At 56.1% G+C, this 26,175-nt stretch carries 23 protein-coding genes; 5 read left to right on the top strand and 18 right to left on the bottom strand.

Annotation, left to right across the window (positions count from 1 at the left end):
* The first annotated feature begins 82 nt into the window (after positions 1 to 82).
* The 3 genes from iscU to GSQ62_RS18160 are packed head-to-tail and all read left to right on the top strand — an operon-like array spanning position 83 to position 1,260.
* Positions 83 to 496: a Fe-S cluster assembly scaffold IscU gene (gene iscU, locus GSQ62_RS18170; protein WP_161890820.1), complete on the top strand. Its 414-nt coding sequence runs from the start codon at positions 83 to 85 to the stop codon at positions 494 to 496.
* Between the two features lie 12 nt (positions 497 to 508).
* The gene (locus tag GSQ62_RS18165) at positions 509 to 919 is read left to right on the top strand and encodes a hypothetical protein (RefSeq protein ID WP_161890819.1); all 411 of its coding nucleotides are present in this window, start codon (positions 509 to 511) and stop codon (positions 917 to 919) included.
* Between the two features lie 14 nt (positions 920 to 933).
* Complete coding sequence (locus GSQ62_RS18160) at positions 934 to 1,260, top strand: HesB/IscA family protein (RefSeq protein ID WP_161890818.1); 327 nt, start codon at positions 934 to 936, stop codon at positions 1,258 to 1,260.
* Positions 1,261 to 1,340: 80 nt separating this feature from the next.
* Here the strand turns inward: GSQ62_RS18160 and GSQ62_RS18155 are convergent, their stop codons facing one another.
* The 14 genes from GSQ62_RS18155 to murI form a co-directional block, all read right to left on the bottom strand.
* Positions 1,341 to 2,645 (bottom strand): T9SS type A sorting domain-containing protein, encoded by a 1,305-nt coding sequence (locus tag GSQ62_RS18155; protein WP_161890817.1) that lies wholly within the window; start codon positions 2,643 to 2,645, stop codon positions 1,341 to 1,343.
* Between the two features lie 210 nt (positions 2,646 to 2,855).
* Positions 2,856 to 4,751 carry an amidophosphoribosyltransferase gene (locus GSQ62_RS18150; RefSeq protein ID WP_161890816.1) on the bottom strand — a complete coding sequence of 632 codons (1,896 nt, stop codon included), beginning with the start codon at positions 4,749 to 4,751 and terminating at the stop codon, positions 2,856 to 2,858.
* Between the two features lie 13 nt (positions 4,752 to 4,764).
* Entirely contained in the window at positions 4,765 to 6,270 is a 1,506-nt protein-coding gene (locus GSQ62_RS18145; protein ID WP_161890815.1) for an NADH-quinone oxidoreductase subunit N, read from the bottom strand.
* A complete protein-coding gene (locus GSQ62_RS18140) occupies positions 6,271 to 8,013 on the bottom strand; it encodes a complex I subunit 4 family protein (protein ID WP_161890814.1) in 1,743 nt (580 codons plus the stop codon).
* A 225-nt stretch (positions 8,014 to 8,238) separates the two neighbouring features.
* Entirely contained in the window at positions 8,239 to 10,425 is a 2,187-nt protein-coding gene (gene nuoL, locus GSQ62_RS18135) for an NADH-quinone oxidoreductase subunit L (RefSeq protein ID WP_237586779.1), read from the bottom strand.
* Positions 10,426 to 10,434: 9 nt separating this feature from the next.
* Positions 10,435 to 10,746 (bottom strand): NADH-quinone oxidoreductase subunit NuoK, encoded by a 312-nt coding sequence (gene nuoK / locus GSQ62_RS18130; protein WP_161890813.1) that lies wholly within the window; start codon positions 10,744 to 10,746, stop codon positions 10,435 to 10,437.
* A 2-nt stretch (positions 10,747 to 10,748) separates the two neighbouring features.
* The gene (locus tag GSQ62_RS18125; RefSeq protein ID WP_161890812.1) at positions 10,749 to 11,261 is read right to left on the bottom strand and encodes an NADH-quinone oxidoreductase subunit J family protein; all 513 of its coding nucleotides are present in this window, start codon (positions 11,259 to 11,261) and stop codon (positions 10,749 to 10,751) included.
* Positions 11,262 to 11,430: 169 nt separating this feature from the next.
* A complete protein-coding gene (locus GSQ62_RS18120) occupies positions 11,431 to 12,048 on the bottom strand; it encodes a NuoI/complex I 23 kDa subunit family protein (protein WP_161890811.1) in 618 nt (205 codons plus the stop codon).
* Positions 12,045 to 13,148 carry a complex I subunit 1/NuoH family protein gene (locus GSQ62_RS18115; protein ID WP_161890810.1) on the bottom strand — a complete coding sequence of 368 codons (1,104 nt, stop codon included), beginning with the start codon at positions 13,146 to 13,148 and terminating at the stop codon, positions 12,045 to 12,047. The genes GSQ62_RS18120 and GSQ62_RS18115 overlap by 4 nt, the downstream gene beginning before the upstream one ends.
* A gap of 125 nt (positions 13,149 to 13,273) precedes the next feature.
* Positions 13,274 to 14,632 carry a GntP family permease gene (locus GSQ62_RS18110; RefSeq protein WP_202621799.1) on the bottom strand — a complete coding sequence of 453 codons (1,359 nt, stop codon included), beginning with the start codon at positions 14,630 to 14,632 and terminating at the stop codon, positions 13,274 to 13,276.
* Between the two features lie 18 nt (positions 14,633 to 14,650).
* The gene (locus tag GSQ62_RS18105; RefSeq protein WP_161890809.1) at positions 14,651 to 15,787 is read right to left on the bottom strand and encodes a glycerate kinase; all 1,137 of its coding nucleotides are present in this window, start codon (positions 15,785 to 15,787) and stop codon (positions 14,651 to 14,653) included.
* A 295-nt stretch (positions 15,788 to 16,082) separates the two neighbouring features.
* Positions 16,083 to 17,261, bottom strand: coding sequence for a glutathionylspermidine synthase family protein (locus GSQ62_RS18100; protein WP_161890808.1), 1,179 nt, complete (start codon positions 17,259 to 17,261; stop codon positions 16,083 to 16,085).
* Positions 17,262 to 17,292: 31 nt separating this feature from the next.
* The gene (locus GSQ62_RS18095) at positions 17,293 to 17,841 is read right to left on the bottom strand and encodes a hypothetical protein (protein ID WP_161890807.1); all 549 of its coding nucleotides are present in this window, start codon (positions 17,839 to 17,841) and stop codon (positions 17,293 to 17,295) included.
* Positions 17,842 to 17,987: 146 nt separating this feature from the next.
* The gene (gene murI / locus GSQ62_RS18090) at positions 17,988 to 18,791 is read right to left on the bottom strand and encodes a glutamate racemase (RefSeq protein ID WP_394351359.1); all 804 of its coding nucleotides are present in this window, start codon (positions 18,789 to 18,791) and stop codon (positions 17,988 to 17,990) included.
* Positions 18,792 to 19,128: 337 nt separating this feature from the next.
* Between murI and GSQ62_RS18085 the strand changes: the two genes are divergently transcribed.
* Together GSQ62_RS18085 and GSQ62_RS18080 are read left to right on the top strand one after the other, a co-directional pair.
* Positions 19,129 to 19,632, top strand: coding sequence for an RDD family protein (locus GSQ62_RS18085; RefSeq protein WP_161890806.1), 504 nt, complete (start codon positions 19,129 to 19,131; stop codon positions 19,630 to 19,632).
* Positions 19,633 to 19,823: 191 nt separating this feature from the next.
* The gene (locus tag GSQ62_RS18080) at positions 19,824 to 21,707 is read left to right on the top strand and encodes an ABC-F family ATP-binding cassette domain-containing protein (RefSeq protein WP_161890805.1); all 1,884 of its coding nucleotides are present in this window, start codon (positions 19,824 to 19,826) and stop codon (positions 21,705 to 21,707) included.
* 60 nt (positions 21,708 to 21,767) lie between these two features.
* Here GSQ62_RS18080 and GSQ62_RS18075 read toward each other — a convergent pair whose 3' ends face one another.
* From GSQ62_RS18075 to GSQ62_RS18060, 4 genes are all read right to left on the bottom strand, one after another.
* A complete protein-coding gene (locus GSQ62_RS18075; protein WP_161890804.1) occupies positions 21,768 to 22,889 on the bottom strand; it encodes a hypothetical protein in 1,122 nt (373 codons plus the stop codon).
* Positions 22,890 to 23,068: 179 nt separating this feature from the next.
* On the bottom strand, positions 23,069 to 24,190 hold the full coding sequence (locus GSQ62_RS18070; RefSeq protein ID WP_161890803.1) for a sulfatase-like hydrolase/transferase: 1,122 nt from the start codon (positions 24,188 to 24,190) through the stop codon (positions 23,069 to 23,071).
* A gap of 328 nt (positions 24,191 to 24,518) precedes the next feature.
* A complete protein-coding gene (locus GSQ62_RS18065; protein WP_161890802.1) occupies positions 24,519 to 25,034 on the bottom strand; it encodes an NUDIX domain-containing protein in 516 nt (171 codons plus the stop codon).
* Between the two features lie 58 nt (positions 25,035 to 25,092).
* Entirely contained in the window at positions 25,093 to 26,112 is a 1,020-nt protein-coding gene (locus GSQ62_RS18060) for an SDR family NAD(P)-dependent oxidoreductase (protein ID WP_161890801.1), read from the bottom strand.
* Between the last annotated feature and the right edge of the window lie 63 nt (positions 26,113 to 26,175).

The following is a 26,175-nucleotide window of genomic DNA, read 5'->3' as shown; positions in this document are numbered from 1 at the left end:
GTGTCCTAAACAACCTTCTGATTCATAACTTCTAAGTTTAATTTCTAATTTGTAATTTTTAATTTCTAATTAAATAAAAGCTATGGCTTATTCAGATAAAGTAATCGATCATTACAGCAACCCGCGCAACGTGGGTACGCTTGATAAATCCAAGACAAGTGTGGGTACCGGCCTGGTAGGAGCCCCGGAGTGCGGCGACGTGATGCGCCTCCAGATCGAAGTGGACGAGAACCAGATCATCACCGACGCCAAGTTCAAGACATTTGGATGCGGCTCGGCTATCGCTTCTTCTTCGCTGGCCACGGAGTGGCTCAAAGGCAAGTCGGTAGATGAGGCCCTGACAATCGACAACATGGCCATTGTGGAAGAACTGGCCCTGCCGCCGGTAAAGATCCACTGCTCTGTACTGGCTGAGGACGCTATCAAATCTGCTATCAACGACTACCGGGTGAAGAACGGCATGCCCGCCTTAGAACTGGCCAAGTCGCACCACTAAGCCACGGGCTCAATGGAGTCTCCGAATACAGACGTACACCTGGAGAGCGCCCGCATTCAGAAGCAGATTGAGAACCACTTAGGCATAAGCAGCAACAGTCTGCTTTTTGAATTCAGGCACATCGACAACAAAGAGCGCCTCGACCTGATTACCGTGAACCCGCGCCACCACCAGTCGTTCCTGTATCATTCAGAGACTGGCTATAACCGGGTGGATGTCCTGCGCAAGATGCTGGCCTACGTGCAAAGCTACCGCGACCAGGAGAGTTCCTACACGGTGCAGTGGATGTCGCGCGGCAATAAGGAGCTGAACACTTCTTACTTCAGGGCGCGTAACATATATGAGGCGCTCGATAAATTATACTATGGCCGAGACATGAACACCATCACCGTTTTCAGCGTGGTGCTGAATCCTGTCTCCTAAAATATATACAGGATATGATCACAGTTTCAGACAAAGCGAAAGAGAAAGTCATCAAGCTGAAGCATGACGCGCAGCTGGACGACACGTACCGCTTGCGCGCTTCTGTGGCGGGTGGTGGCTGCTCCGGGCTCTCCTACAACCTCGACTTCGACGACGAGGTGAAGCCGATGGACCAGGAGTTTGAGGACAAAGGCGTGAAGGTGGTCGTGGATATGAAAAGCTTCCTCTACCTGGCAGGCACAGAGCTCGACTTCTCCGACGGCCTGAACGGCAAGGGCTTCTACTTCAACAACCCGAACGCTACCCGCACCTGCGGCTGCGGCGACAGCTTCTCGGTATAAACGACTTACTCCCTATATATAAAAGAAGGCCCGGCTACATATAGCCGGGCCTTCTTTTATATATAGGGAGGCAGCATCCTTTACCTTTTCAGGAAGCGCGTTGCCTGCCGCTGGCCCTCTTCATCCAGCAGCACCAATATATATGTTCCCATATTCAGCCCGCGGACATCCAGACTAAGCTGCCTTAGTCCATTATCAAGAGGTTTATGAGTCAACTGCCTTCCCGTCATGTCCAGCACAAGCGCGGCTTTGAAATTGCTTTCCGGCGCCAGATCAAGCTGCAGGTAATCTGTGGCGACGGTGGGATATACCCTGGAGGCTGAAGCAACCCCGCCCCTGGCTACAGCCACTACTGAAGAGTAAGTGTGGCTGCCGTCCTCGTCCACCTGTTTCAGGCGGTAGTAGGAGGTGCCGGCAAGCGGATGCTCGTCTGTGTAAGTGTAAACGGTTTCAATCGCCGTGGTGCCCTTTCCGTCAGCTTTGCCAATCTCCCCGAAAGCCTGGCCATCGGCGCTGCGCTCTAACATGAAATAATCGTTCCGGTCTTCGGAGGCGGTGCGCCACTGCAGCTCCACCGCGGCCCCTTTGCTGAATGCGGTGAAATGCGCCAACTCGACGGGCAACACCACAGCAGGCCCATCGGCGTCTTCCATCGTCCAGGTCAGGCTGAAATCATCAATGGCCAGGCCGTGGTCCGCCTCCAGTTCATCTGCATCTTTCCAGCGCAGCATCAGGTAGTGCCCGCTGGGTATGTTCACTGCCAGCACAGCCGACAGGTATCTGCGGTTGGCGGCTGCGTTCCCGTTCAGCGCCTTCCCTTCGGTATGGAAGTGGGGGCCTCTGAAGTCCAGGTCGGGGAAGGGTGTCCAGGCGGCATCGGCCTTGGGCGACAGCTGAAAGCTTGTCTTATCGCTGCTGACAGCATAGTGGAAAGTTGTTTTGTGTTCCCCGGCGGTCTTGTTAGAGATGCGCCACTGCTCTCCGTAAAAACTGATATCAATAAAGTTGATTGTACTCCCCGTGTTGTTCTGCAGGAGCAGGCCCCAGGCAAACTCCCCCATCAGCAGTGAACTCTGGGCACCCAGGGCGCGCTCTGCAGACCCAGTGGCGCCAAAGCTGTACAGGTTGCCCGATATGAGGTTGCCGGGGCTTACCACAAGCGCGTTCCCTGCTTTCGTCCGTTGCACATACCAACCCTCCATATAGCTGGCACCGCTCTCCCAGACACCGTCTTTCGCTGCGGGCAAGGTGTCGAAATTCTGCGTGTAGGTGGTGGTGTCGCGACCCATACTGACCTGAGCTGCTGCTGGCGCTGAAAATAGCACTACATTCAGGCACCAAGCAGCCACACAGGCATGCGCAATGCGTGTTAAAAGTTTGTTCATAGGTGGGTTTGATGAGGTGTTTTTTTAGTATATAATAAGAATTTATTTTGTTTTACTAAGCCAAAACCTCCCGCTCCTATATATAGTTCAATCAGTTCATTTTATTTTCATCCTGTGTTATATAGCACATTTATATATAAAAAAGAGCCTGCCCCGACAATGTCGGAACAGGCTCTTTAACTACAGAAAGACGGTATTTTACGTCGCCGTTTAGTAGGCCCTTGCCATTTTATTTTCCATGAAATTCATGAAGGCTCTGTTCACCACACCGGTGCCCCCTGGGGTCGGGTAGTTTCCGGTGAAGTACCAGTCGCCTTTGTGGTTGGGGCAGGCCAGATGTAAATCTTCGATGCGCTGGTAAATCACCTGCACCTCGGCATGCACATCGGGCGCTTTCACAATCTCAGAGACTTTCACAGATATTTCATCCGCCGTAAACAGGTCATATAACTCCTGCACATAATTAGCCGCCTTGAAAGCAGGCGTGCCTTCCAGGGCCGCACATTTATCATATACCTCCTCCGCCTTAAAGTAAAGCCCTCTCTCCCTGAGCAGGGCCAGCAGCGCCCTGAAAGCCACGAACTCCTTCATGCGCGACATGTCGATGCCATAGCAATCAGGGTAGCGGATCTGCGGGGCACAGGACACGATGATGATTTTCTTCGGCTCCAGCTTGTCCAGCATCTTGATGATGCTTTTCTCCAGCGTGGTGCCCCGCACAATGGAGTCGTCCAGCACCACGAGGGTGTCTATACCTTTCTTCACCACCTCGTACGTGGTGTCGTATACGTGGGTCACCAGGTCGTCGCGGCTGTCGTTGTCGGTGATGAAGGTGCGCAGCTTCACGTCTTTGATGACCAGTTTTTCGGCGCGTGGCTTAAACTGCAGAATCTCGTCCAGTTGCTCCTCCGTCAGGTCCTTGTTCAGGATTTCATTTTTGCGGTACTCGCGCAGGTAGTTCTCAATGCCCTTCATCATCCCCAGCCACGACGACTCGGCCGTGTTGGGTATATAGGAGAACACCGTGTTTTTGAGGTCGTAGTTGATGGCCTCCAGAATCTGTGGGCACAGCAGCTTGCCCATGTTCTTGCGCTCGGTATATATCTCCGGGTCGTTGCCCCGCGAGAAGTAGATGCGCTCGAAGCTGCAGGAGAGTTTCTCGCGTGGCGGCACCACTTCCTCGTGGCTCACGTTGCCCGCCTTATCCACAATCAGCGCGTAGCCCGGATTGATTTCTTTTATCTCGCTGTAATCTATATCGAATGCCGTTTTGATAGCCGGTTTTTCGGAGGCCACCACCACCACTTCGTCGTCCATATAGTAGTAGGCCGGGCGGATGCCGTTCGGGTCGCGCACCACAAAGGAGCCGCCGTAACCTGTCAGCCCGGCCATGGCGTAACCCCCGTCGAAGTCGCGGCAGGCGCGGCGCAGCACTTTCTGCAGGTCAAGGTTCTCCTCAATCAGCTGCGTGATTTCCTGGTTGGTGTGGTCGCCTTTTTTGTAGTGGTTGAACTTCGCCTGGTTCTCCTCGTCTAAGAAGTGGCCGATTTTCTCCAGCACCGTGATGGTGTCGGATTTTTGCTTCGGATGCTGCCCCAACTCCAGCAGTTTCTGAAACTGCTCGTCCACATTGGTCATGTTGAAGTTACCGGCCACGGCCAGGCTACGGCTGCGCCAGTTGTTCTCGCGCACCATCGGGTGGCAGTTGTCTACGCTGTTGATGCCGTGCGTGCCGTAGCGCAGGTGGCCCAGGTACACATCTCCCAGGAAAGGTGTGTTTTCCCATATCCACTCCGTGTCGTCGGCCCTGCCTGGGTGCTCCTCTTTCAGGTGCCTGTACTCCTTGGCGATCTTCCCGAAGATGCTGTCGATGGCGCGGGTTTTCACGGAGCGGAAGCGGCTGATGTACTCGATGCCGGGCAAGGCGTTGATCTTGATGCTGGCCACCCCTGCCCCGTCCTGACCCCGGTTGTGCTGCTTCTGCATCAGCAGGTACAGTTTGTTGATGCCATACATAGGAGTGCCGTACTTCTCCACGTAAAAGCTGATTGGTTTTCTGAGCCTGATTAAGGCAATACCGCATTCGTGCTTTATAGCGTCGCTCATGAGTGCTATTAAATTATGGTGTCTGTGCCAGCAGTTGTTCCATCCAGGTCAGCAGCAGGTCTGGTTTAAAAAACAGGACCAGCAGTGGCAGGGCAAACAGCGCCAGCAGCAGCTTATCCGACAGTGAAATAACTAAATTTCTTTCTGTATAATTCCTTTTAAAGAAAAGGTAGTAAGGTATCTTGATATAATAAAACAAGGCCACGCCCGTCAGCAATATCCCGACCATCAGCAGGGTGAGCAACAATGCGTTCTGGCTCAGGGCATAGGCTTCCCATATATTGCTGAAGATAAGCAGCTTCCCGGTGAAACCGGCAAACGGCGGCAGGCCCGTGAGCGAAAGCAGGTACAGCAGCGCCATCACACCTATATAGGGGTAAGTGCGGCCCAGGCCCGCGAAGTCCTCCAACTGCTCCACCCCGAATCCGTCCTCGGCCAGCTGCAGAAACAGGAATATTCCGAAGTTCATGAACAGCAGCACCGTGAGGTAAAACAATATGCTTGTCTGGTAATCGGTGCCGAAGGCCAGCATGCCCGTGAGCAGGAACCCGGCGTGCGACACAGAGGAGTAGGCCAGCAGCCTGCGCGGCGTACGCTGCCAGAGCGCCGTAACGTTTCCGATTACAAGCGTGGCGATGGCCGCAATGCCTAGGAACAGCTGCACATCGCTGAAAGCCAGCGGGTCGGCAAAGGCAGCCACAAAGCGGAGAATGACAATGATGCCCGCCATCTTGGGTCCGGTGGAGAACAGCGCAACGACGGGCATGGGGGCTCCCTGGTACACGTCAGGCGCCCAGAAATGAAACGGAACAGCCGAGATTTTAAAGAAGAAGCCAGCGAAAACCAGCACCGCCGCCACCGTCACCAACTGCGAATCGGCCTGCAACAGCGACAGCCCGAAGGTGTCGGAAGTGTAGTGGAGGGTGCCGGTGAGCCCGTAGAAAAACGACATGCCGTAGAGCATCACGCCCGCCGACAGCGTCCCGTACAGGATGTATTTCAAACCTGATTCCACGGCCCGTTTTTCTTCTTTTAAGGTGAGGGTGAGGATATAGGAGGCGATGGAAACAAGTTCGATGGCCAGGAACACCATCAGCAGGTTCACCGATTTTGCCATCAGGTTCAGGCCGAGCACCAGCATCAGCAGCAGGGCGTAATACTCGCCTTTGCCATATATAAGCCGCTCCAGTTGCCTGTTCTGCAGCGAGAGCAGCACGGTGAATATCCCCGCCGCACTGAACAGGATGCCCACGTAGCGCGCCAGCCCGTCAGAGAGCAGCAGGCTCAAAAACGATTGGCTCTCATCGGCATACCCCCCCAAAACCTGCACCACCAGCGCAGCGAAAAAGCCGGACAGGGCCAGCCAGGGCAGCAGGCGCTTGATGATCGGAGACTTGAACAGGTCCAGGGTGACGAGCAGCAGGAAAAACCCGGCCAGCAGGAGTTCGGGCAACAGCGACCCCGCTCCCGCCACAATGGCATCAATCGTATTGGATAGATATGCCGCCTGCCCGTTCACTTAGCGTAAGATGGAGGATAGAACCATGTCGAGCTGCTCCTGCCCGTTCAGCAGCATCATTTCTGTAAAGCCGTTCACAGCAACGCCGGTTTTGTCCAGGAGCAGGTGCGGGAAAATGCCGAAGAGCAGCGCCAGCAGCGCCAGCGGCACCAGCATCAGGTACTCCCGTGTGTCGAGGTCGGTGATAGCGGCTTTCTCGCGCAGCCCCGGGAAAAGCCAGTACTTGCCGAAGAACATGCGCTGCAGCGCCCACAGGTAATACGCCGCCGACAAAAGCAGCCCTAACACCGCCACCACCGTGAGCCAGCGTGGCAGCATGCCCGTCGCCTCCGGCGCACTGAAACCGCCCACCAGCACCAGCAGTTCCGCAATGAAGCCGGAGAAGCCCGGCAAGCCCAGCGAGGCAAAGAAGGCAATCACCACAAAGGTGGTATAGAGGGGCATCGCATTCGCCAGTCCCCGGAAGTTCTGAATAATGCGGTTGTGCGTGCGGTCATATATAACCCCCACCACCAGGAAGAGCATCGCCGAGATAATGCCGTGGCTGAACATCATATAGACCGCGCCGTTCACGCCCTCTGTGGTGAGCGAGGCCAGGCCCAGCAGCACAAAGCCCATATGCGACACCGAGGAGTAGGCAATCAGCTTTTTCAGGTCATTCATGGCCAGCGCGTTCAGCGCGCCATATATAATCGACAGCACGCCCAGCCCGCCCACCAGCACCGAAAAGTAAGCGGCGGCATCGGGGAAAACAGGATAGGCAATCCGGATGAGGCCGTAGCCGCCCACTTTCAGCAGGATGGCGGCCAGCACCACCGAAATAGGTGTGGGCGCCTCCACGTGGGCATCGGGCAGCCACGTGTGTACCGGAACGACCGGCACTTTGATAGCGAAGCCTGCAAACAGCAGCAGGAACGCCACAAAACGTATCGGCAGGTCCCACAGCCGCACCCCCGACAGCACATGCAGGAGGCTGTCTGGCGCGAAGTTGGCCGCCTCCATCATAGCCGGAATGCTGAATGTATGTACCATGTCCTGGCTGAGGATGGTATTCTCCTGCAGCATCTGCTGCACCTGACGGACCATATCCTTTGTTATACTGGCCTCTCCTGCCATGCCTAATTGCAGGGCCGTGGCAACCGGGTCCACTACAGAAGTGTACAGGCCGATCATCACGATCAGGATGAAGAGCGAGCCGACAAGGGTATATATAAAGAACTTGATGGCGGCGTACTCGCGCTTGGGGCCTCCCCATATGCCGATGAGGAAATACATCGGCAGCAGCATGAACTCAAAGAAGAGGTAGAACAGGAAGAAATCCAGGGCCAGGAAACAGCCCATCACGCTGGTGAGCAGCAGCAGGTAGAGCAGGAAATAGCCCTTTATGTTTTTGGTGATAGTCCAGGAGGAGATGACGCCGATAACGCCTACAATGCCGGTGAGCAGCACCAGGCTGATGCTGATGCCGTCTACCCCCACAAAATACTCAATCTGAAAACGGCCCATGCTGCCGAGCGAAAAGGTTATCCAGGGGATTTTCTGCAGGAACTGGTAGCCTTGCTGCCCGTTGGCAAGGGCGGCGCCATCGAAGCGCATATACAGCAGCACGGCCAGCCCCATCTGCACCACCGCGCCCAGCAGCGCCACCGACTTTATCGGCTTCTGCAGATGCGCGGGCAGCAGCAGCACGGCAAGCGCCGCCAGCAAAGGTGTAAAAATGAGGCTACTGAGTATAAAATCCATCAACTGTTTTTAGGGTTGATTATTGGTTGCTGATTGTTAAATGGTTGAATTGTTAAATGGTTGATTGAGCGCATTACCTTGGAGGCCTGCAACGGTGAAAGCAACGCTTCGCACTTGCGCCATCTCCCGGCTAATCAACCTATGTTTAAATCTTAAATTTTCAAATCAGCGCATTTTCAAATTTCCAAATCTCCACACCCCCCTTTCAGCCTGCAAACTTAACCATCAAAACACGACGATGTACAGTAAAATCAAAATAAATCCGAAGAGGGAGTACGCGTAGTAGGATTGCACCTTGCCGTTTTGCAAGCCCCGGCCCACGCGCCCGAACAGCCGTGGCAGTACCGCCACAAGCCAAACAGCCCCATCCACCACCAGCCTGTCGAAGCCTCCTATCATTTTCGCTATCACCACCAGCCATTTGCTGCCGTAGTTCAGGGTATAGTCTATCACGCGCTTGTCCAGGCGGTAAAGGCCCTTCGCCAGCAGTTGCGTGGGTTGCACTAAGGCTTTCCGGTAAATGCCTTCGAGATAAAAATGATGATAGGAGAGCTTTTCAAACGCGGTTTGTGGCTGCTCCTGCCGCAGCGCCTCGGCGGTACTGTTTCTGTATTTCGAGATGGCCAGCCCTACCCCTGCCGCGCCCAGCACCGCCGACAGCACGCCAATCACCAGATGAGCCGTTTGGTTTGCTTCGTCCTGCGCCACCACCGCCTGCAGCAGTCTTTCCGCCAGCAGTGCGCCCTCGGTTGTCAATTGCTGCAGGCTGATGCCCTGCATGACCCAACTGCTGCTGAAACTGAAAGGGTTGAGCGAGAAGAAAATCCCGAGTGAGAGAATGGCCAGCAATACCACCGGCAGTGCCATCACGCGCTCCACCTCCTGCCCCGCCGACACCCGCAGTTCCCGCACATCAAACGGAAGCCTAAACTCGCCGAAAAACATGAACCACAGGTGCCTGCCCATATAGAACGCCGTCAGCAGCACCACCGTAAACCCGGTAAGCGGCACTATATAAAAGAGAATGTTGCCTCCGGCGCTCATCGTCTGCGCCCAGGCCCAGCTGCCGGAAAGTATTGCGTCTTTGGACAGAAAACCTGAGAACAGCGGCAAACCAACCAAAGCGGCGGCGGCCAGCAGGTAGGTATAAAATGTCAGCGGCATCGCTTTGCGCAGCCCGCCCATGTTCCGGATATCCTGCGCGTCCACGTCGTGCGGCTGGTGCGTGTGGTGCAGCCCGCGGTGCATGGCGTGGATGATGATGCCCGCATTCAGGAAGAGCGCCGCCTTGAAAAAAGCGTGCGTGGTGAGGTGGAAGAGCGATGCATCATGTGCACCGGTGCCCATGCCCATCACCATATAGCCCAGCTGCGAAATAGTGGAAAAGGCCAGCACTGATTTGATATCGTACTGCGTAAGTGCGGCTATAGCGCCCAGCAGCGCCGTAATGGCACCTACCACGGCAATCACCGTCAGGGCATCCACCGTGAAAAAAGCGTAACAGCGGGCCAGCAGGTAAACACCGGCCGCCACCATGGTAGCGGCGTGTATGAGGGCAGAAACCGGCGTCGGGCCCTGCATGGCATCCGGCAGCCACACCTGCAGCGGAAACTGCGCCGACTTGCCCACGCATCCCATAAACAAACCCAAACCGGCAAACGTCAGCAGCAGCGGGGGCATTTCCACCAGCCATGTCTGCCCGTTCACGATATAGGTAAGCCTAAAGCCTTCCGCTGTCCATTCGCCAGTGCCTATCAGCGCCCGCAAGGCTTCCAAATCGAATGTGCGGAAATAGGTGTAGAAAGCGAAGAGGCCCAGCAGCAAGCCAATGTCTCCCACCCGGTTCACCAGAAACGCTTTTTTACTGGCCGCAATGGCCGCAGGCCGCTCCAGCCAAAAGCCAATCAGTAAATAAGAAGAGAAGCCGACGAGTTCCCAGAACATGAAAAGCAGCAGCAGGTTATCTACCAGCACAATGCCGAGCATGCTGAAGGTAAACAGGCCCAGGTAGGCAAAATAGCGGCTGTAGCCCTGGTCACCGTGCATATAACCCACTGAGAACAGCTGCACCAGCAGGGATATAAACGTGACAATCACCAGCATCAGCACTGCGAGGTTGTCGAGCAGCACGCCCGCCGTAAAATCCGTGACAGAGCCGCCAAGCGACGGCAGGCTGAACCATATAGTGCGGCTGTGGAAGGTGGCGGTGTTCCAGGTTTGGGTAAAAAGCCAGACGGACAGTGCCAGGGCCAGCACGCCAATGCCTATCCCCAGCCAATCGCCCCGGCGCGGCAGGCGCTCCCCGAACAGGGCCAGCCCCACGAAGCCCAGCAGCGGCAGCAACAGCACAAGCAGGGTGAGTGTAGTCTGAGGGGAGGCCGCCAGCGGCGCGATGAGTGAGGGAAGCTCCAAGGTGTCCTGTTATTTATTGAGGTGGTCGATTTGATTCAGGTTGGCCGTCTTGAAATACTGGTACACGCGCAGCACAATCGCCAGCGCCACGGCAGCCTCGGCGGCGGCCACCACCATCACGAACAGCGAGAACAACTGGCCCTGCAAAAGCGTGGCGTCGTAGCGGCTGAAGGCGACCAGGTTCAGGTTGGCAGCGTTGAAAATCAACTCGATGCCCATCAGCACCACCACCGCGTGCCGCTTCGTGATAACGGCCAGGATGCCCAGGCTGAACAGCACAGCGCTCAAAAGCAGGATATGCTCTAAGGGAATTTCCTTCATTGCTAGGTTCTCGTTTTATCGGTGGCTATATAGGCGGCACCCATCAGGGCAATCAGCAGCAGCAGCGAGACGACCTCAAACGGCACCACAAAGTCCGTCATCAGCTTAACGCCGATGGCCTGCACCGTACTTTCCCGCAGCCCCAGCACCGCTGTATTGCCCGTTTGCAGCCAGGGCAGCGAACTGAGGTTGGCATTCAGGATGGTGTGGCACAGGCCCACTAGAATCAAGAAGGTGATGACCGTGCCCCACACCTTGTTCACACTCTCCGACAGAACCGACTGGTCGTGTACCCGGCTGCTCAGCATGATGCCGAACAGAATCAGCACCAGCACACCGCCCACATATACCATCAGCTGCGTCACCGCTACAAAATCAGCGAAGAGCAGCACGTAGATGCCCGCCACGCTCAGCAAAGTCACCAGCAGCGAAAAGCCCGCGTACAGCAGGTTGCGCGTCAGCACCATATATGCCCCTGAAAGTACAGCCAGTAAAGCGAAAATGTAGAAAAGCATTACGTCATTTATCAGTTAACATTGCTCTATAATCTCCAAATACCTCGCAGCATGCGCACCTGCCCCGAAGCATTTCGGGGGCTCCTGCGAGCGCCTGGTGCTATAAGCTTTTGCCTCGTAGCAGGCAAGACACTCGCGGGACCTTCGGACTCCGCGAGGTCTGTGTTCATTACCCCTGCTGTTTCCGCGCCGCCAGCGCCGCTGCTTTTGCCGCTGCCATTTCTTCCTGCTGCTTCTCAAACAGCCGCTGCTTCTCCTGGGCCTGCTCCGGCGAGAGGTCGGTGAAGTGGTATATCATGTTCTTGATGTCCACTTCCGCGAAATCATATACCGGCGTCATCGTCAGGCAATCGGTGGGACAGACGGCGGTGCAGAGGCCGCAGTAGCAGCACTTGGCCAGGTCGATGTCGAACACCGGCGCGTACAGGCGCTTCTTGGTCCCGTCTGAGGTCATGCCAATGTCCTCTGTCGCCTTCACCGACTCGATGGTGATGCAGTTGACGGGGCACACCTTGGCGCACAGGTCACACACAATGCAGTCGTCTATCTCGTTGTGCAGGCGGTAGCGGCCATTTTCAGGAACAGGCAATGACTCGTAAGGATAGGTGAGCGTCGCCAATCCGTCCGGCTGCTTGAAGTAGCTGTCGTCCGTCACGTAAACCGGTTTGCGCCGCTCCTTCGCATTAAAGAAGTGGCGCAGCGTCAGGCGCGCACCGCTCACCAGCGACTTCACCGCCTGCCAGAAACCTGTTTTATGTTTATATGCCTCTTTTTCTATCGTCCTCATATCATCAGTAGTCGCCATATGCCTGCCAATAACACCACAATTAGAGCTGCCGGAGTCAGCACCTTCCAGCACAGGTGCATGAGCTGGTCCACGCGCAGGCGCGGGTACGTCCAGCGGGCCCACAACTGCACAAACAACAGTACAAACGTTTTGGAAAGCAGCCAGAAAGCACCCCACAGGATGCTGGAAATCTCGCCGACCGTACCGGTGGTCCAGTTGGCAAGGTATACGGGACCAATGTTCGGGAGCGGTGTGTTCCAGCTTCCCAGGAAAAGGATAACTGCCACCAGGCTCACCAACACCATCATGCTGTACTCCGCCAGAAAAAGCATCGCGAAACGGAAGCCGGAGTACTCCACATGAAAACCCGCCACCAACTCCGACTCTGCCTCCGGTATATCAAACGGGGCGCGGTTGCTTTCGGCCAGCGAGGCAATGAAGTAGATGATAAAGGCTATCAGCAGCATGGGCGCCCGGAAAATGTTCCAGGTGGTGATGCCGCCGACATGGGTGGTGTCGATGCCCAGCGCCTGGATGCCAAAGAGCCAGTTCGTATCATATCCCATTCCCGGAAAGGCATTCAGCAGCACGCCCTGCTGGTAGCTGATTTCCTGGAAGTCCAGCGACTGGCATATCATCACGGCGGACAGGATAGCCAGCCCGGCCGGAATTTCATAAGAGACAATCTGGGCCACCGAGCGCATGGCACCCAGCATCGCGTATTTGTTGTTAGAGCCCCAGCCAGCCATCAGCAACCCGATGACATCCAGCGAAATAATAGCCAGCAGGTAAAAAACACCGATGCCGATGCCCGCAGGCACCAAATCAGGGGTGAGAGGTATCACGGCAAACCCGGCGAAGACAGCGGCAAAGATGAGGATGGGCGCCAGCTTGAAAAGGCCTTTATCCGCCTGCGCGGGCACGATGTCTTCTTTCTGGAGCAGCTTCAGCACGTCCAGCACCGCCTGCAGCGAGCCGTAGGGCCCTGCCTCGGTTGGTCCCAGCCGGTCCTGCATAAAGGCCGCCACCTTCCGCTCCGCATACGCCAGCACAATCACGACTCCGAGTAAGAGCATCAGTGTCAGCAGGAAAGCGAGCATAGGCGTCCGGGTTGTTTTAAGAGCGCAAAGGTAGGGCTTAAAGTGCGAATGTGCTAATCAGGAGATATGGGAATTGAGGTTCCAGAAAGCAGGGCCATATATAGCCACAGAAACAATCTGACCTACTACACGAAAACGTACCAGAGCAGCATCGTAAAAAGGATAGCCGTGGTGCCCTGCACCAGCGTGGCCATGGTATGCGCTTTGTAGGCATCCGTCACTTTCATGCCGCTGAACTGCGTGACCACCCAGAAATAGCTGTCGTTGACGTGGCTCACTGTCATGGCACCGGCCCCAATGGCCATCACCACCAGGGCCAGGGGCACGGCGCTTACGATGCCCGCCTGCGCTAGCATGGGCGCCACCAAAGCCGAGGTGATTACCATCGCCGCCGTGGAGGAGCCTTGCGCTGTTTTCAGGGCGGCAGCAACAAAGAAAGGCAGCAGCAAAATAAGAGCGCCGCTCACTTCTCCGTCCCCCGCCATACTTTCTATCAAGCCTGCTACAGGAGTTGCCTTGATAACGGAGCCGAAGGCCCCGCCTGCACCCGTCAGCAGCAGGATGATGGCCGCATCTTTCAGACCATCCCCGAGCCAGCCCGTCAGTGTTTCTTCATTCCATTTCGGCATGAGCGGGAAGGCGGCAAACACGCCGAGGAGCAGCGCCACGACGGGCGTGCCCAGGAAAAGAAGGAAATCGACAAAACCACCTTTGTACTGCAGGTAGCTGACGACGGAGCCCATCCCAATTAAAAGAATAGGGAGGAGGATTGGGGTGAAGGCTTTCGCGGCAGAAGGCATCGGTCCGAATTCCCGCACCACCTCACTGTAGTTATACATCCCGTCGTCTTCTCCCTCGATTTTAACAGCAGCAGCCACTTTGACCGCCCATATATACCCCACTGCCACCACCGGTATGGCCACGACCAAGCCTATCAATATAATGGTGCCGAGGTAGGCGCTTGCCCCGATGTTGCCCGCGGCGGCGATTGGCCCCGGCGTGGGCGGTACCAGCGTGTGGGTGGCATATAAACCTGTCGCCAGGGCAATGGACATAGAGGCCAGCGGCACCTTCGCGCGGTGCGCCAGCGATTTCTTGAGGCTCGAAAGGATGATATAGCCCGAGTCGCAGAACACGGGAATGCTCACAATCGCACCGATCAGCGACATGGCCAGCTGCGGCCGCCTCTCTCCCACCACCCGCAGCACCACCTCCGCCATGCGCAGCGCCGCCCCCGACTTCTCCAGGATTTTGCCAATCACGGTGCCCGCCACAATCACAATGCCTATATAGCTCATCAGGCCGCCGAAGCCTTCGTTGACCGCGTCCACCACTTCCAGCAAAGGCAAACCCGCGGCGATGCCTACCCCGAAGGAGGCCAGCAGCAAACCGAAGAAAGGGTGCAGTTTGAATTTGGCGGTGGCCAGCACGATGAAGCCTACGCCCAGCAGCAGAATCAGGAAAAGCAGGGGACCTTGTACCATGAGAATATATAGAAGCGTCTATTTTGACTTGGAGGCTCTGTTAACTAAGCGGGCGATGTTGCGGGCGCAGGAAAACAATAGCGGCTGCGCTTCGGCAATGGCCTGCTCCAGCGGCATCGGGGCATTGATGATGGAATGGCAGCTCACGAAATGCTCCAGCAACAGCTCGTGCCCTTTCCCCAATCCGCCCGAGATTAAAATGGTATCTACCTTGTGCTGCTTCGCCAAAGTTGCCACAAAGAAAGGCGCTTTGCCATACAGCGTCTGGAAATCGCTCTGCCCCTCGCCTGTTATCACCCAGTCGGCGGCGGCTATTTGTTTCTCCAGGCCTGTTGCCTCGGCCACCACCTGTGCCCCGGATAGAATCTCTGCACCCAGCGCCAGCAAGCCAAATCCAAGGCCGCCTGCCGCACCTGCGCCAGGCGTATTCTGCAGTTTTACATACAGGTGATTTTCCACGAGGCAGGCATAATGGCTCAGGCCTTCATCCAGTTGCCGTACCTGTGCTGCTGTCGCTCCCTTCTGCGGACCAAAGACATGAGAGGCGCCGGTTTCCCCGCACAGCGGATTCTGTACATCACTGGCAATCCTGAACCGGCACGCCTTCAGTTCCGGGCGGAGGTTGGTGAAATCTACTTCTGCAATCTGCTGCAGCGACGCGCCAACAGGTTTTACCTGACTCCCCTTTTCATCTAAAAAGGCAGCGCCCAGTGCCTGCAGCATACCGAGACCTCCATCGTTGGTGGCGCTTCCGCCCAGGCCGATGATAAAGGAGCGAATCCCTTTATCCAGCGCAGCAGCTATCAGTTCTCCCACGCCATAGGTGGTAGTCAGCAAGGGGTTCCGTCTGTTTGCAGGCACCATGGGCAGACCCGCCACCTGCGCCATCTCAATTACCGCTGTCTTCCCATCGCCCAGGATGCCGTAATGTGTCTGGGCCTGCTCGCCCAGCGGGCCAGTCGCCGTGGCTGCTATCTTCTTGCCGTTGGTGGCAAACACCAGCGCGTCCAGCGTGCCTTCCCCGCCGTCTGCCATCGGCACTACCGCCACCCGCACCCCGGGGATTTCCTTTTCAAAAGCCGTCTGGATGGTAAGGCCCGCTTCTTTTGCAGTCAAGCTTCCTTTGAAAGAGTCCGGCGCAACAACTATTTTCATGGAAAATCTTCAGTTATATCCGTTGGCGGTATAACTTACGAAACTATATAGAAGCAGCCTAATTGAAGATGCTTTTATATATAGATTCAGAAAATGGTGGGGTGAAAAAACACAAACTGCGGTTGCGAAAGACCTCGCAGCGTGCGCACCTGCCCCGAAGCATTTCGGGGGCTCCTGCGAGCGTCTGGTGAGAAAGGCCGTAGCTTCATAGCGCAGACGCTCGCGGGACCTTCGGACACCGCGAGGTCTTTAGCACCCTCGCGAGGTTATAATTTTATATAACCGCATCACTTCTCTACCCCTCCACCACATGCGGCACAAACTGCGAGAGGTTGGTGATGATGCCTTTCTCGCGGCGGAAGCCGATGGCACAGCCCTCCCCGGCCCAGAACACACCGGCCTGGTATATATAACCTTGCTTGTCCTCGGGCAGTTCGCACCAGCGCTGGTACACCTGCTTTTGGGCGTCGTACTCACCCTCTGTTTTTGCGACGCGCACGCGGTCCACCACTTCCACGCTTTGTCCTTCACGCCCAAAGTAAGGCTTGCGGATATACTTACCGGTCAAAGGCTCCAGATCGGCTTGCAGGAGCAGCGGGTGGTAGGGATAGGCTTTCCAGAGCCAGGCCAGCATGCCTTTGCTCTGAAAAAGCAGGGTGTACGCCGGGTTGGCAACCACGACATTGCGCGTGCGGGAGAGCAGCGCCAGGCTTTCGAGCAGCTCCGGCTCCTCCCAGGCAATCTGCTCCCAGGGCAGCAGCTTAAAGAGGAATGGAAATTGCTGCCACTGCTCCGAACCTACCTGCGCCCATATGCCTTTTTCAGCGCCTTCCGTGGAAATGTTCAACTCTTCTATCGGGCAGAGGTGCGCATCGAAGCCCGCCTCACGGGCAGCCTGCGCCAGCACGGCGCAATTCGTTTCGTCTTCGGCGCTGGCCCCTATATAGGTTAGCAGCAAGGCAGGCGGCAGGTCATCGTTGAGAATGCGCCAGGTCCGGAGCTGCTCCACCAGCGCCTCATATAAACCGGAATATTGGTTGGCGTCTTTTTTACCGGCAGCGGCCAGGCTCGCCCACTGCACCACGGCCGTTTCCGGGATAGATGTGGCCGTGTCAGCGTTGAACTCAATCAATTTGGGCCCTTCCGGCGTCTGCGCCAAATCGAAACGGCCATATAGGTGCCAGTGCCGCTCGTCGTTCCACGACTGCCGCACCAGCGGCCACAGATTCTCCGGTATGCCCAGTACCTGCAGAAACGCATCGGGCAGACCGTCGGGCACGGCCTGCACCAGCATATCATATACGGTATCGGCGGCATCAAGCAACGCGTCGGCCTCTTTCTCTGTCAGCACCACCGCCTCACCGGGCACGTAGTTGGCACAGCCGTCTTCCACGCACCACTCCCAGCCAAGGCCACGCACAGCCGTTTCCACGTCACCGCCATGGGTGGTCAGGCGCACAGTTCCTTTTTCCATATATAAACCAGTTTAAGAAGGCAGCCCTGTATCAGGCCCCGGCACCGCCGCTGCGCCCCCTGAAAAACCCGCTGCGGCCTGAGGTGGGTGCTGTGGCGCGCTGGCGGTACGTCTGCACGTTCTGGCGCCAGGTGTCGGTGCGGTTCATCAGGTTCGGGTTGGCATAGTAGCCGGCACGCGGTGCCATGTTACGGCCAGCCATATAGCCGAGGGCGCTCCACCACAGCACGCTGCTCATCCCGAAGCCTCCCTGCTGGTAGGTGCCTTGGTTCTGGGAGAGATCCTGTAATTTATTATCGAGTTCCAGCCCCTGCAGGGTGTCTACGCGACCGTCGCTGTACTTCAGTATCGCCATGCTCTGGCCGGGGGCCGTGGTGCGCTCGTCGGTTATTTTCCACTGGTCCGGCGCTTCCTCCGTCATCTCGGTAATGATGCCGTCGGGCACGGCCACCTCGCCGCCCGCGTTCCATTCGTTCTGGCTGGATGGGTTGTCGCAGCTGGTCAGGCCCATGCAGGCGGCGGCGGCCACAATGAAGGCGTTGCGCCGGAAGTCGCCGACGGAAAGATATCGCTTTTTCATTTTCGTCTTTTTATGGAGGATAGTATACCCTGTACGGAAAATCAGCGGGAGACAATCTATAGACTATAATTTACCTGTCCATTCCCTTAACTGTATATATACTCCTCATTCTTAATTCGTAACTCGTAATTGACGCAACGCACCCCCTACTCCCACAGCGGGTAATGCTCGAGCTGCACCTGGCGCTTGAAGAAAATGCGCGTGCTCTCCTCAAAAGAGCGGGTAAAGTCGGATACGTAAAACGTATGGTCGCCTGTCAGTTTCTCTGATGCTAAGTTATGTTCCTCCAAATACTCCTTCACATGCTGCGCCACAATCTGGCTGGCATCCAGCACATCCACCTCCCCCTTGTAATACCCCTCTATCTGCTTTTTGATGAGCGGATAATGGGTACAGCCCAGTATCAGCGCCTCTATCCCATTCAGAGCCGGGTCAGACAGGTAGGCGTGGATGACACTCTCCGAAATGGAGTCGTTGAAAAAGCCCTCCTCAATCATGGCGGCCAGCAGCGGCGTAGCGTGCGATTTGAGGGTGATGCCCAGGTCCAGTTCGTCCACCTTCTTCTTGTACACGTTGGAGTTCACCGTCTGCTTGGTACCGATCAGTCCCACTGTCTTGCGGGGGTATAGCTGCCCGATGTGCTGCACGGTGGGGTCTATCACGTTCAGCACCTTGGCCTTGCTGCCCACGTATTCCTTCACCAACTCATATGCCGCCGCCGATGCCGAGTTACAGGCAATCAGAATCACCTTGCAGTGCTGCCGTATCAGCAAATCGCATATTTTGACGGCGTAGGCCTGGATGGCCGCCGTGGATTTGTCGCCATAGGGCAGATGGGCCGTGTCGCCGAAATAAATGATGCGCTCGTTCGGCAGCACGTTTATAATGGCCTGCGCCACCGTCAGTCCGCCGATGCCACTGTCGAAAATGCCGATTGGCCGTTGTTTCATATCCTCCACCATCAGCAGCGAATTTAAGTAAAATCCAGGCAAGAGTTGCCTCAACCATCAATTTATGTGCGTCTACTGGAATCGCGCCCGAGCCTGAAGTCATTTCCTCGCCCGCAGGGTTACCTCTCAATAGAAAACAACACTATATAGTAAATTTTTAAATTATTTAATTATAAAAATTTGTTAGATTAAAACAATAGTGTAATTTCGATAATAAATTGACAAACGCCTCCCGACCTGTGGGTCAGAACCGGGAAATATAGAACTGCCTAAACCCTCGTGCGCCTGACCAAAGTGTAGCAGAACAAACGATAACCAGTATACCAGCAGCCCTTTTATGCAAGCAGTTTTTACCCTGGAGCCCACGCCCACTGTTAAGAGCGCCGCCCTGTACGGCAGCCTTCCCGCGCGTTTTGTTGCCTTCCTGGTGGATTCTACGCTGCTTGTCTTCTCGTACTCGCTTGTGCTGTACGGGCTGAGCGACGCGTCCCAGCAGTTGTACACCTGGGAGAACATTTTCCAGGGAGGAGACACAATGAACCAGCTGGTGGAGGTTGGCAAAATAGTGTTCTACAACCCCTACTTTCCGGCGCTGCACTGGCTTTACTTCACGGTGCTGCAATCGTCGCAGAAGCAGGCCACCATCGGCAAATACCAGCTGGGCCTGCGTGTGGCGGACCTCCGGGGCAGGCGCATCAGCTTCCTGCACGCCAACCTCCGCTACTTCGCCATGGTTTTTTCTGCGATGACGCTTGGCCTGGGCTTCCTGTTGGTGCGCACTTCCCGCCGCAGGCAGGCCCTGCACGATTACCTGTGCCGCACAGTAGTGTTGGCAAACTGAATCCCGCTGAAAAAGCGCTCTTTTCCCTCCCATTCTTCAGGAAGCGCATATGGGTTTTCCATTAAGCTGACGCGGCACGACACCATCCGCCGGCGGTCTATATAACATCCGACGTAGAACAGGCTGGCCATATAGGGCTGGCCTGTTTTATTTTGCCTGCACCTGTGCCGATTAATGCCTAAATTTGCCCTATGAATTTTCTATCTGCAGACAATATAGCCAAGAGCTTCGGCGACCGCTGGCTTTTCAAAAACCTGAGCTTCGGCATCAGCCAGGGCCAGCGCATCGTGCTGGTGGGCGTAAACGGCTCCGGCAAAACAACGCTCCTGAACGTGCTGGCCGGTTTTCTGCCCCCCGACGAGGGAAGCGTGAGCGTACGGAAAGAGATCAGCATCGGCTACCTGGGCCAGAACCCGGTATTTGACGAGGAGAAGACCGTGCAGCAGAACATCTTCTCCGGCCAGAACGCCACCCTCGACCTGATACGCGACTACGAGGCAGCCATGGCCAACCCCAACACCAGCGCCGAGAAAATGCAGGAACTGATGGAGCGCATGGACGAACTGCAGGCCTGGGACTTTGAGGTGAAGGTGAAGCAGGTGCTCTCCAAACTGGGCATCAACAACCTCGATGCGGTGGTGAAAAACCTCTCGGGGGGGCAGCGCAAGCGCGTGGCCATGGCCCGCGTGCTGATAGACGAGCCGGACATGCTGATCATGGATGAGCCGACCAACCACCTGGACCTCGACACCATCGAATGGCTGGAGGGGCTGCTCTCGACGCAGAACACCACGCTGCTGATGGTGACCCACGACCGCTACTTCCTCGACAAGGTGGCCAACGAAATCGTGGAGCTCGACAACGGCGATTTATATACCTACAAGGGCAACTACAGTTATTTTCTGGAGAAGAAAGCGGAGCGCGAAGAAGCGGCCGTGGCCGAAACCGAAAAAGCCCGCAACCTGATGCGCAAAGAGTTGGAGTGGATCAGGCGCATGCCAAAGGCCCGGGGCACCAAAGCCAAATACCGCGTGGATGCCTTCGAGGAGCTGAAGGAGAAAGCAGCGAAAAAGGTGACCGGCCCGCAGATGGAGCTGTCGGTGAAGACCACGCGGCAGGGCGGCAAGATTATGGAGGTGGAGCACATCTCAAAATCCTTCGACGGCAAAAACCTTGTGGAGGACTTCACCTACGTGTTCAAGAAGAAAGACCGCATTGGCGTGGTGGGGCCCAACGGGGCGGGCAAATCCACACTGCTGAACATGCTGACCGGTAAATTAGCCCCGGACACAGGCACGATAGATGCAGGGCAGACTACCGTTTTCGGCTACTATACCCAGGACGAACTGACGTTCAGGGACGACCAGCGCGTGATTGATATTGTGAAGGAGATAGCCGAAGTGGTGGAAATGGCCAACGGCGAGGTGATCACGGCCAGTCAGTTTCTGCAGCACTTCCAGTTTGCGCCGGCACAGCAGTACACCTTTGTGAGCAAGCTGAGCGGCGGCGAGAAGCGCCGCCTGCAACTGCTGCGCGTGCTCATCAAAAATCCGAACTTCCTCATCCTCGATGAGCCGACCAACGACCTCGACATCATCACGCTGAACATCCTGGAGGACTTCCTGCTCAACTTCGGCGGCTGCCTGCTCATCGTGAGCCACGACCGCTATTTCATGGACCGGCTGGTGGAGCACCTGTTTGTGTTTGAGGGCGAAGGGCGCATCCGCAACTTCCCGGGCAACTACACCGACTACCGCGAATGGCTGAAGGAACAGGAAAAGCAGGATAAACAGGAGCAGGAGGAAAAGAAGGCCGCCACGCCTGCGGCAGAGAAAAAGCCTGAGCAGCCGAACAACAAGCGCAAAGCCACTTTTGCCGAGCAGAAGGAGTACGAGCAGTTGGAAAAAGAAATAGCCACACTGGAGAAGCGCAGGTCAGAGCTCATCGAAACCATGAACGCCGGCACCACCACCGACCACGCGCAACTGGCTGCCTGGGCCAGGGAGCTGAAACAGATAGATGAAACCCTGGAGGAGAAGGAATTCCGCTGGCTGGAGCTGGCCGAGATAGTTTAGGCTTTCCCCCCGAACTTATATATAGCCTGACCTGAGAATGCATTAATTTTTCAGGTCAGGCTATTCCTTCAGGCCCTTCACCACGACATAGTTTTTCTGGTTCTTCTGCCCTACCCGCACAATCCGCCTCTCAAAGTCTTTGGGATCATCCATCGTTTCGTAAAACTCGTCCAGGAAACTGAGCGTCCGCTTCACCTCGCTTTTCTCCAGGTAAGGGTAATTTCGGTACAGGTTATATATAGCAGGGCGGTGCGCGGCAAAAGTTTTAACAACCTCCTTATATACCTGGTCCGGGAAATCGTAGCCCCTGTACAGCCGCTGGCGCACTGAGGAGATTCCCAGCTCGGCCGGAGGAATGGCATAGGGCGGCGCCACGATTCCGGAGTAATCAAAATCGTAAGGTACCGGGAAAGGCGCAGCCAGCGAATCGAGGGACAGGAGTTTGATGTTGTGGCGGTAAGGCACGGACCAGTCGGTGTTGCCAATCATATACTGGAACACGGCGAGGGTGGCCATGGCTTGCTCATCTGTCCCCTCCATCCCCACTACAAGCTCTTTCCGCACAATCTCGCCGTGGTTTCTCCTGGCCATCTCCTTGTCATCCTCAATCAGGAAAGCGTATTTCGTCTCTACTTTCCGCTTGCTGTGCAGGTCCTCGTACGTAATGCGGCAAAGCCTGGCCCTGAAGCTTTTCTCTGTCAGCGTGTTATATAGCTTATAGACCAGGTACTCCCGGTGTATGTATGACTCGTTCAGGCAGTGCGTCACCAGTTTTACCTTGTTCACATGCTCAAAAACAGTATTCCGGGTTGTTTTGCGGGAGAAGTTGAGAAGCAGGGGCGGAAAATTGCAGGTTTCGGGGTTGCGGCGGTGGTTTCCCCTCACCATCACTTTCAGGTTTAAAGCCACTTCAGCACCGGCGGCGTCTCTGTAACTCAGAATGGCCGGATGATACCCCCGCTCCTCGCCCCGGTCTTTCAGGAGTTCCTGGAAATCAAGCGTGAGGGTAAGCTGTAGCAGGTCCTCGCTCGTAAACAAAGGATTCTCGAAACCGTCTGCCTCAGTACCTGCCACCCGCAGCGAATCCTGCCTGCCCTGCCCATTTACATCCTGTGCCGAAACCGGGTACGGCAGGCCGGATGCCACTGCCAGCATGTATAAAAACCAGAGGATGCGTCTCATCTTGCGCTAAAAATTAAATCCCGAAAAGCTGCCGGGCGAGGTCCTTTCACCTGTAGGGCATATATGTAAAGGTTTAACAGGCGGAATCCGGATAAAAAATTTGCCGGATTTAGACAGGAGGCAGGACGCAGCTTGCGCCAGCGGAGAATAATTGCGACGGGAACTATCCCGGCTACACTTCAGCGGAGCTTCCCGGCGGGGAACAGTTCTCTGATTACCTGCCCCTTCAGCACCGTTTTCTCCAGCCGGGGCACGATAACCAGCGAATCGCGCGTGGGCCCTGCCAGCCGCGCAGAGTCGGCGGCGACCTGCAAGACTGTGGTATCCAGCCTGGGCACCACTGCTACGGAATCCATCTCAAAATGGAGCAACCTGGCCACCGTGGGGGCAATATCCACCAGGGTGCGGCTGGCGTCTATTGCCACCCCTTTCCGGAAATCTGGGCCCAGAGCCAGTAGGCTGACATGGCGGCAGCCTTCGCATCCGTCGCCATGCTCCTGCCAGCCGCCGTCTATGCCATCTAAATGGCGGCCATGGTCGTTGGTGATGAGGAGGGCTGTCTTTTTCCGGTAGTGGCTGTCCTTGCCCAGGAAATCCCAGAGCTCTTTCACCAGCTTGTCGTCTCTGGAGATGCCCCTTCTGTAAAAGTCCGCGTTACCAGCATGGGCAAACCCGTCCGGTTCCATAAAGTTGATGAGCACCAGGTTTGGCCTGTGCTCCGTTAGAATCCGCTTCACCTCCACCAGCGTCAGCGAATCTGCCCGGTAGCCTGTGCCCGGCCCGTTCACGCCGCAGTTTACGGACGGCAGAAACATATCGTGCCAAAGCGAGTCCATGGTGTTGGCCAGTATATGAAGTTTGTCTTTGCTAGAGATAAGCCAGGCGGCAGTGGCGGGTTTTCCTGTTTCCTTCAGCCAGTACTGAAAGATGGAAGGGTTTGCCGGAAACTCATCGCCGTAGTTGTCGATGGGCTGGTTCACTCCGGTCGTAATGGCGGCGTGGCCGGAGTTGGTATAGGTAAAGCCGTCGTTTTGGAAATTGCTGAAGAAAACGCCTTTCTGCTTCAGCGTGGTAGCCATGTTTGGGATCAGGCCCGGCGTATTTCCCCACGTCTCCGAGTACCGGGGGCCGTCGATAACCACTATCACCACATTCCGGGTACGCAGGTGCGCCTCTGTTTTGGAAGCGGAAGTGATGCAGGAGGAAAATGCCCCGGCCAGCAAAGCGACGACGAAGCAACAGCGCAGGCAGGCCAGCACATTTGTGCCGCCTCTCTTTGCCGGAGCATGGGTCGCTTCCATCGCCTTTTAAGTATTTGCAGGATAGTTTTACCTATACCTATATATACGAAGCATTATGCCGGATGGCTATCAGGAGCCTTCAACCTGATATGAACTTTTCATGTCATTCAACTGGCAATCAATATGGTTGCCGCAAATTAGTGGAGCTGATAGTTCACCAGTCCGCCAGATGCAACACCATCTATGCTCCCGAAATGAAAGCATAAATGGTGTTGCGCAAAAGCAAAGCAGTTTAATTAGTCTCCTTGGAGTATATGGATTATTTCCAAAAGAGAAAAAAGTAAGGCTTACACACCAGCAGATTTATATCGGGCTTCTATATGCCGGACTATCTCCGCTGCAGCTTTACCCACTGCTGCGCGATGATGGTTTTGGCATCAGGGGTCTCCAGTGCGGCCAGCTCGGGCGCCGTGAGCCGCAGGATTTCTATCTGCTCGTGCTCGTGGGCGTTGCCGCCGCCTTCCGCGTGCTGCTCCGACACCTCCGCATAATACAGCTCCACTTTTTCGGTGCTACCGCCCGGTGAGGAGTAGAAACCGCACAGGTGCTGCAGCCGGTCCACGCGGTAGCCGATCTCTTCCTCAATCTCCCGCCGGATACTTTCCTCCGGTGCCTCGCCCTCGTCCACCATGCCCGCCACCACCTCTACCAGCGCAAACTCCGCCCCAACCCTGAATTGCCTGGTGAGAACATACTCCTGCTTTTGGGTATCGAACACCAGTGCGGCCACTGCCTTGCCACGGTCGAACTGCTCGCGGGTGAAGGTCTGCCCGTTCTGCGAAACGGTCAGCTTATTTATTTTAAAATAGCCGTCGTAGGCGCATTCTTTCTTTTTAATTTCCATAACTCTCCCGGGCCAGAGGCAAGGTGTGCCGCCGGCTGTTATATATCCCTCAAAAACTTTATTCGTTGTTGCGCTTTGCCGCCTGCTGCGTCCGCTCTGTCAGCACCGATTCTGACAGTGCTGTCTCGCTTTCGAAGCCTTTGGCCCTGTTCTTCCCGATGCCGCCTTCGCCGGGCAGCAGCCTGTTCACGAAACCGAATATGTCCGTCACCACCTCCGGGGATATGCCGTGCAGCAAAGCGCCAAATTTAGCCGGAAGGGTGGTCGTCACCTCCGCATCGCCATGGCGCAGGGCGTTCAGGATCTTTCTGGCGGTGGCCTCCGCACTCATGGAGGTCAGTGGGCTGGAGTCCATGAGCTTGAACAGCGCGTACTCTTTTTTGTGCTGCCCCTTTACGATGGCGTGGCCGGTGCTGCCGGTCTGTATCAGACCCGGCGTGGCGGTGGTCACCTGTATGTTAAATTTCTTCAGCTCGGCCCGCAACCCCTCCGACAGCCCCACCAGCGCGAACTTACTCGCACTGTACGGCACCAGGTGCGGCACGCTTATCCTGCCCCCAATGGAGGCCACGTTCAGAATCATACCTTCCCCGCGCGCCTTCATAGCCGGCAGCACCGCCAGAATGGTGTATATCGGCCCCCAATAATGCGTTTTGATGGCTTCGTCGAACTCCTGCACAGTCATTTCTGTTACTGGTCCGGCATGGATGAGGCCTGCGTTGTTGATGAGCACATCAATCGGGGAGAACTCGTTCTGCACGTTCGCGATCATATCGTTCACCTCCTGCTGCACCGTCACGTCGCATTTCTGCACCAGCACCTCCGCCCCGTTTCCGGCCAGTTCCATGCGGGCGTTCTCCAGTTCGTTTTCTTCGCGGGAGCAGAGCACGAGCCGGGCCCCTTCGGCGGCCAGCTGCCGGGCCATCACCAGGCCAAGCCCTCGGGAGCCGCCCGTTATCAGCACCGTCTTGTTGCTGAAATTGTAGGCCGTCATTTTCCTGCTCACCGTGCGGGCGGCCATCAGGGCACCCGCGCCCGCCGCCAGCCACCACAGCTTCTTTTTATCGTCTGTTTTCATTGTGTTAGGTTTGTTTGTTGATGTACGGACACAGCTGTGCCCACAGCGGCAACTCATCCGCCC

This window comes from Pontibacter russatus (assembly GCF_009931655.1).
GTDB classification, from domain to species: domain Bacteria; phylum Bacteroidota; class Bacteroidia; order Cytophagales; family Hymenobacteraceae; genus Pontibacter; species Pontibacter russatus.
This window is presented reverse-complemented; position numbering and strand designations above follow the sequence as displayed.